Origin of the sequence: Allobosea massiliensis, from assembly GCF_042655245.1 — a bacterium.
GTDB classification, from domain to species: domain Bacteria; phylum Pseudomonadota; class Alphaproteobacteria; order Rhizobiales; family Beijerinckiaceae; genus Allobosea; species Allobosea massiliensis.
Genome location: NZ_JBHSLU010000134.1, coordinates 6,832 through 15,123 on the forward strand (window position 1 = coordinate 6,832; position 8,292 = coordinate 15,123).

Genomic DNA, 8,292 nt, shown 5'->3' on the forward strand with positions numbered 1-8,292 from the left:
CTGACGCTGCTTTTCGTCCAACAGGTTCGCAAGGACATCGCCTTTTCCGCGCTCGAGGTCACCGGCGCCCGGGTGCTGAGTGATGTCTGGGCGGCGCTTGCGGCCAGCACTGCGCCCGCGGCGTCGGCCGATCGGCTCGCGAGCGAGGCGCGCCGTGTCGCTGCCCAGCAGCCAGCCGCCGAGGCTTTGAAGGCCGGAGAGGCGATGCGGGCTTTCGCCGGCGCTCTCGGCGAAGGCAAGGACCGCAACGCGGCCTGGGACGCCGGCCAGGCCGCCATCCAGAAGATCGCCGACGGCTCCAACCTCACCCTCGATCCCGATGTCGACTCCTACTACGTGATGGATGTTGTCGCCGTCCGGCTGCCGGAATTGGTGATCGCGCGGGCTGCGCTCGACGCCGCGATGCAACCGGCCCTGATGGGCAACAAGGTCACGCCCCGTCAGCACGACGCGCTGGTTCAGGCGGCGACGCGCTACGACATCGCGCTTTCGGCTGTGCAGTCCTCCCTCGCTTCCGGTGTCGCAGGCAATACCGATGGCAGTCTGGGGGCTGCCCTCGCCGCCGTCCGCAGCGGCTTCGAGAGCGCCGGCGCGGCGGTCTCGCGCCAGGCCGCTGCGCTGCGCGAGGACTATGCGATGGAGCGCGCGCCCTCGCTGCGCCAGCCGGACGCTCAGGCCGCTGCAAGCGCTTTTGCGGCCGCCTCCGACGCGCTCTGGCGCGGTGCGCAGACCCAGCTGATCCGCCTGATCGAGGCTCGTATCGGCGGGATCGAGTCGAAGGCGATGCGCGATCTCGTCATCGCGGCGCTGGCGGCGCTTGTCGTCTTCGGTTGTGCGCTCGGCTTCGTCCGCACCATCCGCAACCCGCTCGGCGATCTGGTCGCGTCCCTGCGGCGTCATGAGGCGGGGGATTTTTCCAGACCGGTTCCGCATACCGCCCTCGCCAACGAGATCGGCGAAATCGCGCGCGCTGCCGATCAGGGACGGGCCGAGGCGGGCCGCACGGCCCTGACGGTCTCGGCCATGAACCAGTCGCCGACGATGCTGATGATCACCGATCCTGAGGAGCGGATCACCTTCATGAGCGCCTCGCTGCTGCGCCTGCTGAAGCAGCTGGAGCCGACGTTCCAGGCGGCCTCGCCGGGGTTCAGGGTCGAGGCGATGATGGGCGAGCATATCGACTGCTATCGCACCAACGCCAATCTCAAGCGCCAGCTCATCCTCGACAACGGCCAGGTCAGGAAGGTGCGCTACGATGTCGGCGCAGAGGCGATCATGGTCGACATGGCCTATATCAGCGATGCGGGTGGCAACACGATCGGCCACACGCTGATCTGGCGCAATGTGACGGCCGAGTTGCGCAGCGAGGCCGAGGTCGCGGCCGTTGTCGAAGCCGCCCGTGCTGGCGATTTCTCGGCCAGGCTGTCGCTCGACGGCAAGGAGGGGTTCGTTCGCGACATCGCCATCGGCCTCAACCAGGTTTCAGCCGTTGTCGAGGACGCGACGGCCGACTTCGCCCGGGTCATGCAGGCACTGGCTGCGGCCGATCTCACCAGCCGCGTGACAGGCGAGTATCAAGGCGTCTTCCAGACGCTGAAGGAGGCGATCGACGACACGGTCGACCGCCTCTCGGCGACTGTGAGGACCATCCAGGTCACCTCGGCCGATGTCGGCCTCGCTGCGCGCGAAATCAACCTGGGCGCAAACGACCTGTCGAAGCGGACCGAGGAGCAGGCCTCGAGTCTCGAGGAAACCGCGGCGACGACGGAGCAGCTCGCGGCTTCCGTCAAGGCGGCTGCGAACGCGTCCCGTCAGGCCGTTAAGCTCGCCGAGGAAGCGATGGCGGTGGCGGGCAAGGGCGGAGCCATCGTCTCGGACGCGGTCGATGCGATGACGCGCATCGAAGCCGCGTCGCAGAAGATCTCGGACATCACCACCGTGATCGACGGCATCGCCTTCCAGACGAATCTTCTGGCGCTCAACGCCGCCGTCGAGGCGGCCCGCGCCGGCGACGCCGGCAAGGGCTTTGCCGTCGTGGCATCCGAAGTTCGCACCCTCGCGCAGCGCGCCGGCGACGCCGCCAAGGACATCACGACGCTCATCGCAGAGTCCGGCAGCGAGGTTCAGCAGGGTGTCGGACTGGTCCGCTCGGCCGGAACGGTTCTGGAGCAGATCGTTCAGGCCTCGCGCAAGGTCGCGAGCACCGTTTCGGAAATCTCGTCCGCCACCTCCGAACAGGCGAACGGCATCGACGAGATGAGCCAGACCGTCGCGCATATGGACGAGATCACCCAGCAGAACGCGGCGCTGGCCGAAGAGAGCGCGGCATCCGCCGGCTCGCTCTCGGGGAAGATCGGACAGCTCAACGACCTCGTCGCGGCTTTCAGGACCGGGCCCGAGGCCGGCTCAGCCGGCCAGATCGCCGCTTCGACGGCGACCGAGCCCGCACGCCTGCGCCAGCTTGCCGAAGCCGCCTTCGCCCAGACCAAGGCGCGGGCGCCACGTGCAATGCCCCGGCCGGCGGCTTCGCAACCGCAGAGCGCGGCCCCTGCTCCGGCTCCGGCCAAGAAGGTTGCCAACAGCCATGCAGGCGGGTCGGGGTGGGAAGAGTTCTGAGGTGGTTTTCAGGGCATCGCGCTTGGCCTGACTGCCCGCGCCTGACGAGGGCCCTGCCGATCCGGCAGGGCCCTTTTTGCTGAAATGGGGGCGTCTGTCGCCATCCAGCCTGTCGGATGTGTTCGCCCGCTGTACCGCTAGACCTCGATTGACAAGGCGCGCACGCGGCGCGCAGTATGCAGCATACAATAAGAATGGCGGCACGAACCGCCATGGCACGGGCAGGGAACATCGGAGGAGCGGACATGCGCGCACGCAGATCCGTCATTGGCACGCGTCGGTGGGTCTCGTCGCGACAGGCTCCGCTCCGACCCAGCGTCCGGACCGCGATGGGTCGATCGGCTTCCTCACGACTGACCGGTCGCTGGGCTAACCGACCGTGATGCCTCTGTCCCGATTCCTGCTTCGCCAGCTCGAAAACCTCCTGATCCTCGCCTTCGTGGTGATGATCGCGATGGTCTTCGGCAATGTCGTGCTGCGCTACCTGTTCAACTCCGGCATCACCATGTCGGACGAAGCCTCGCGCATGATTTTCGTCTGGCTGACCTTCGGCGGAGCTTTCCTCGTGGCGCTCGAAGGCGGCCATCTCGGCATGACGGCGATCGTGCAGATGCTCGGACTGCGCGGCCGCCGGTTGGCGCGACTCGTGGCCGAGAGCCTGTCGCTGTTCTGCATGGGCCTGCTGGTCTTCGGTTGCTGGCAGCAGAGCAGCCTCAACATGGCCAATCTCTCGCCGGTGATGGGTGTGCCGACCGCGATTTTCTACATCGCCGGCCTCGCCTGCGGCCTCGGCATCGGGGCGATCAACCTCGTCACGCTGATCCGGCTGCTGACCGGCCGCGTGCCGCCGGGAGAACTCGTCATCGGCGCCGAATCGGAGGAAATGGCCGGGTTCGAGGCCCAGCGGCAGGAGCCGCCGCGCCCATGACCGTCCTCGTCTTCCTCGTCTCGCTGCTCGGCGCGATGGCGCTCGGCATGCCGATCGCGATCTCTCTTCTGGTCTGCGGCGTCGCGCTGATGCTGCATCTGGGCATGTTCGACGCGCAGATCCTGGCGCAGAACCTGATCGGCGGGGCCGACAGCTTCCCGTTGATGGCCGTGCCCTTCTTCATGCTGGCCGGCGAGTTGATGAATGCGGGCGGGCTGTCCAAGCGCATCATCGCCTTCGCGATGGCGCTCGTCGGCCATGTCCGCGGCGGGCTCGGCTATGTCGCCGTCGTCGCGGCCATCGTCATGGCCAGCATCTCCGGCTCGGCTGTGGCCGATACGGCGGCGCTCGCCGCCCTGCTGATCCCGATGATGCGGCAGGCCGGCTACCGGCTCGACCGCAGCTGCGGGCTGATTGCGGCCGGCGGCATCATCGCGCCTGTGATCCCACCCTCGATCGGCTTCGTGGTGTTCGGCGTCGCGGCCGGCGTTTCGATCACCCGGCTGTTCCTGGCCGGCATCGTGCCGGGCCTGCTGATGGGCCTCGCGCTCGTCATCACCTGGTATGTGCTGGCGAAGGACGAGCCGGTTTCGCCCCTGCCGCGGCCGAGCGTCCGCAGCATCGCGAAGGCCGCGTTCGACGGTCTGTGGGCACTGCTTTTGCCCTTCGTGATCATCGGCGGCATGAAGCTCGGCGTCTTCACTCCGACCGAGGCCGCTGTCGTGGCCGCGGTCTATGCCTTCGTGATCGGGATGTTCGTCTATCGCGAATTGCGCATCGAGCATCTGCGGCCTGCGCTGCTGGCGGCGTTGAAGATGTCGGCCTCGGTCATGTTCCTGGTCGCGGCGGCGCTGGTTTCGGCCTGGCTCATCACCATCGCCAACATCCCCGCCGAGGTCGGCGCGATGCTGGGTCCGCTGATCGAACACAGGACGCTGCTGATGGCGGCGATGATGCTGCTCGTCATCGTCGTCGGCACCGCGCTCGACTTCATCCCGACCGTGCTGATCCTGACGCCGGTGCTGATGCCGATCGTCAAGCAGGCGGGCATCGACCCGGTCTATTTCGGCGTCCTCTTTATCATGAACAACGCCATCGGCCTGCTGACACCGCCCGTGGGCACCGTGCTCAACGTGGTCTGCGCCGTCGGCCGCGTTCCGGTCGACAAGGTCGTGCGCGGCGTCATGCCCTTCCTGCTGGCGCAGATCGCGGTGCTCACCCTGCTGGTTCTGATCCCGGACATCGTGACCGTGCCGGCGAAATGGTTCTACGGGCGCTGAGGAGGCGCCGCGTCGAAAACGAGAAACCACAAGAACGACACCCAAGGAGGACAACGAGATGACCCTCACCAGGCGCCATGCCTTGATCACCGCCGGCTCTGGCCTCGCCCTCTTCGCCATCGGCCGGCCGGCCCTCGCCCAGGCCACGAAGCTGCGCTTCGCCCATCCCCATCCTGAGGCCGACAGCTGGCACAAGGCGGCGCTCCAGTTCGCCGAGAAGGTGAAGGCGAAGAGCAACGGCCAGATCGAGGTCCAGATCTTCCCGAACGGCGCGCTCGGCTCCGACCCGCAGACGATCAGCGCGGTGCGCGGCGGCTCGCTCGACATCTGCCTGACCGGCAACCCCTTCTTCACCGGCCTCGCGCCCAAGCTCAACGTGCTCGACCTGCCCTTCCTGTTTCAGAGCCGCAAACATGCGGCCGCGGTGATGGACGGGCCGATCGGCGACGGGCTGCGCAAGGAGCTCGAAGGCTCCAACCTCAAGGCGCTGGCGACCTGGGAGATCGGCTGGCGCAACCTCACCAACAGCCGCCGCCCGGTTGCGACGGCCGCCGACATCAAGGGCCTGAAGATCCGCACCACGCCGAACCCGGCCCATATCCGCGCCTTCCAGTTGCTCGGCGCCGTGCCGACGCCGATGGCCTTCACCGAGCTGTTCTCGGCGCTCGAGACCGGCGCGGTCGACGGGCAGGAGAACCCGGTGACGCTGATCCTCAATGCCAAGTTCGCCGAGGTGCAGAAGCATCTCTCGCTGACCCGCCACGCCTTCACCACGGGACCGGTGGTGATGAACAAGGCGAAGTTCGACGCGATGGCGCCCAATCTCCAGAAGATCCTCGGCGAGACCGCGATCGAGCTCGCCGCCGTCCAGCGCCAGATGAACGAGGACACGGAAGGCTCCAGCCTCGCCGCGCTGAAGAAGGCCGGCATGCAGGCGGTCGAGAACCCCGACCGCGAATCCTTCTCGAAGATCGTCGCGGCCGAGGTCGAGAAGGAGTTCGTCACCAAATTCGGCGGCGAGACGCTGGACGCGATCAAGAAGGCCGCGGTCTGATGGAGATCATCGACCTCTCCATGCCGATCGAGCCGCATTTCCGCTGGCCGGTCGAGCTGGCGATCAAGGGCGACATCGCCGCGGGGGACCCGTTCCGGGTCTCCCGCATCAGCATGACCTGCCACGGCTTCTCGCATGTCGATGCGCAGGCCCATGTCATCGCCCACAGCCCGACGATTGAGGCGACCGCGCTCTCGCGCGTCGTCGGCCCGTGCCGCGTGCTCGACCTGCGCGACGTCGCCCCCAACCAGGCAATCGATGCCGAGAGACTCGCCGCGGCCGATCCCGGCGGGCCGGAGGGCGAGATCCTGCTGCTCTCCAGCGGCTGGGACACGAAGCGCGACTACCGCACGCGCGAGTTCTGGCTCGATGCGCCCTATCTCACCCGCGAGGCGGCGCTCTGGCTGAAGGATCGCAAGCCCACCGCGCTCGCCTTCGACTTCCCGCAGGACTATCCGATCCGCCTGCTGCTCGACGACAAGCACGTGCCCTTCGACCAGCACGTCACGCATGACATCTGCCTGCGCGCCGGCATCACGCTGATCGAATATGTCGTCAACACCGGCGCGCTGAAGAACCCCCGCACCTTCCTCTGCGCCGCCCCGCTGAAGCTGCCCAACGCCGACGGCTCCCCGGCGCGGATCTTTGCCATCGAGGGGATGGGCTGAGGAGAGGCGCTTTTCGGGCCGATCGCGGAGAGCGCCTTTGATGGGATGGCGCGTCTGGAGTGTGCCGATTGTCTCGGGCCCGCCGCCGTCATCCCGGGCTTGCCCCGGGATCCATCGGAGGCCTCCGGCGCTTGACGATGGATTCCGGATCGGCGCAGCTTCGCCGCTTGTCCGGAATGGAGGTCTGTTTCCGAGCGACGTCAGCAGGCTCTAGGCATCTTGACTCCAGGCCCGACAATGTTCCTATTTTGTTCTCACTCAAGGGAGCAACGAACAATGTCCGCCGGACCAGCCGAGATCGAGGATGATCGCGACGCGATCGAGTGGGAACTGATCGAACTGGTCGAGGAGCACGGCAGCGAGCGGCAGGCCCTGCGCGCCCTCCTGCACGACTTCCATGCGCTGCTGGCCGACGCCGACAAGGCCGTATCGCGGGGCTTCCTGCGCGGAATGTTCTCAGAGGGCGCCAGGGCGCCGCTCGATGATGATCAGGCCGCGTAGTGGTCCAGCGATCGAAGCGCTCGCTGTCGTCCGGCAAGGTCGAGGACATGCAACGCGAGGTAAAGGCCTTCCAATCGAAGGTCCGGGGCTGGGCGGCGGAGGTGCCTATCGGCAGTGCGGTTTATCTCGGCCTCGATCCGCTCAATAGCTCTCTCGATCTGATGGCACGCATCCTGAACGGCGAAAGGGATGGAAAGGGCTTTGAGCGGCGCTATGGTGAGGGCGGGATAGAATGACCCGCGCATAAGGTATAGAGAGCCATTGGTGGGGAGGATGTGCGTTTGGGTAACGTCGAATTTTTTGAGCTGATATTATATTTTATAGTTGGAATGACATATCATTATAGGTATGAGATTATAATTCTAATTTTATTACTATATTTTATTGGTAGAAGATTCAACATTAGATTTCCTGTGTTGGTTTCATTCTTTATCGTTGTTGTGGTGACTGCGATCGTTGTCTAGATTTCACTAATTTTCCGTACTTGAGCGCACGCCGATCTACGCCGGCGACCTATGTGGTAAATTGCCGTGGGCCTAGGTGTTACTTCGCTTCGCGAACCAGCGTCGTCCTGATGATGCTCAACAGGTCGGCCTTCGTCGCCCGCTCCAGCGCGAGTTCATTCGGTTCCGCCGCGAGCACCGAGGCCGCAACTTAACTGGCAACGGGCCATCGGCTGGCTGATGCACTGGCGCCGCTGCTGCGATCATAAGCTAAGTGCGGGATTGAGAGCCGCCATTTCGCTTGCATCTGCTAGCGCGGACCTAATTCTTTGATTTCAAAGCGTTTCCAGCCAGAAAGGCTGGTGCTGCGAGAGAGGATTGAAATCTCAGCGGCAGAGAGAAAGAACAGGTTTTTCAGTCGCTTATGGCGGGTTGCAGCAGCCCCTGTGTATCACCCGTGGGGATCACCCGCAACCGCTACCCAACCCTCGCCCGCTGGTCGCCAAATCAGTTCAGGCCGTTGACCATGATGAACTTCGTTCCAGAGTGGCGCTCGATTGCAGACAGCTCAGTATATTCCATGTGCCAGAACCAATCCGTCTTTTCGGGGACGGGGCGGCCGGCGTCCGTGAATAGACCCCGCCAATGGTGTGCCTCGTCGAGTTTTGGGTCCCAGTAATGCAGGGCGCGGAGGATGCGGCTGGGGTCGTGTCCCTGCTGGTGGTGTAGCTTCGCAGAGCCACCGCGTGCCGGCTTTGGTCGGGCTGGTCAGGCGGCCACGGCTGGCAGGCTGACGATGGGA

7 protein-coding genes are annotated in these 8,292 nt (G+C 65.4%); all 7 read left to right on the forward strand.

All coding sequences use genetic code 11. The features are described 5' to 3' along the window. Positions 1 to 2,616, forward strand: a 2,616-nt coding sequence (locus ACFPN9_RS27745; RefSeq protein WP_377817943.1) for a methyl-accepting chemotaxis protein, incomplete at its 5' end; no start/stop codon positions are given. A 382-nt stretch (positions 2,617 to 2,998) separates the two neighbouring features. Then, positions 2,999 to 3,544, forward strand: coding sequence for a TRAP transporter small permease (locus tag ACFPN9_RS27750; RefSeq protein ID WP_067254499.1), 546 nt, complete (start codon positions 2,999 to 3,001; stop codon positions 3,542 to 3,544). Beyond that, complete coding sequence (locus ACFPN9_RS27755) at positions 3,541 to 4,824, forward strand: TRAP transporter large permease subunit (protein WP_067254497.1); 1,284 nt, start codon at positions 3,541 to 3,543, stop codon at positions 4,822 to 4,824. The genes ACFPN9_RS27750 and ACFPN9_RS27755 overlap by 4 nt, the downstream gene beginning before the upstream one ends. A 58-nt stretch (positions 4,825 to 4,882) precedes the next feature. Further along, positions 4,883 to 5,878 carry a TRAP transporter substrate-binding protein gene (locus tag ACFPN9_RS27760; RefSeq protein WP_067254494.1) on the forward strand — a complete coding sequence of 332 codons (996 nt, stop codon included), beginning with the start codon at positions 4,883 to 4,885 and terminating at the stop codon, positions 5,876 to 5,878. Beyond that, entirely contained in the window at positions 5,878 to 6,546 is a 669-nt protein-coding gene (locus ACFPN9_RS27765; RefSeq protein ID WP_067254490.1) for a cyclase family protein, read from the forward strand. Before ACFPN9_RS27760 ends, ACFPN9_RS27765 begins: the two co-directional genes overlap by 1 nt. 276 nt (positions 6,547 to 6,822) lie before the next feature. Continuing rightward, positions 6,823 to 7,047 (forward strand): hypothetical protein, encoded by a 225-nt coding sequence (locus ACFPN9_RS27770; protein WP_067254487.1) that lies wholly within the window; start codon positions 6,823 to 6,825, stop codon positions 7,045 to 7,047. Next, entirely contained in the window at positions 7,047 to 7,283 is a 237-nt protein-coding gene (locus ACFPN9_RS27775) for a hypothetical protein (protein WP_067254485.1), read from the forward strand. Before ACFPN9_RS27770 ends, ACFPN9_RS27775 begins: the two co-directional genes overlap by 1 nt. The last annotated feature ends 1,009 nt before the right edge of the window (positions 7,284 to 8,292 follow it).

Excerpts from the sequence above, each read along its gene's own strand:
- ACFPN9_RS27750 (WP_067254499.1), top strand. The coding sequence starts at position 2,999 with ATGCCTCTGTCCCGATTCCTGCTTCGCCAGCTCGAAAACCTCCTGATC.
- ACFPN9_RS27755 (WP_067254497.1), top strand. The coding sequence starts at position 3,541 with ATGACCGTCCTCGTCTTCCTCGTCTCGCTGCTCGGCGCGATGGCGCTC.
- ACFPN9_RS27760 (WP_067254494.1), top strand. The coding sequence starts at position 4,883 with ATGACCCTCACCAGGCGCCATGCCTTGATCACCGCCGGCTCTGGCCTC.
- ACFPN9_RS27765 (WP_067254490.1), top strand. The coding sequence starts at position 5,878 with ATGGAGATCATCGACCTCTCCATGCCGATCGAGCCGCATTTCCGCTGG.
- ACFPN9_RS27770 (WP_067254487.1), top strand. The coding sequence starts at position 6,823 with ATGTCCGCCGGACCAGCCGAGATCGAGGATGATCGCGACGCGATCGAG.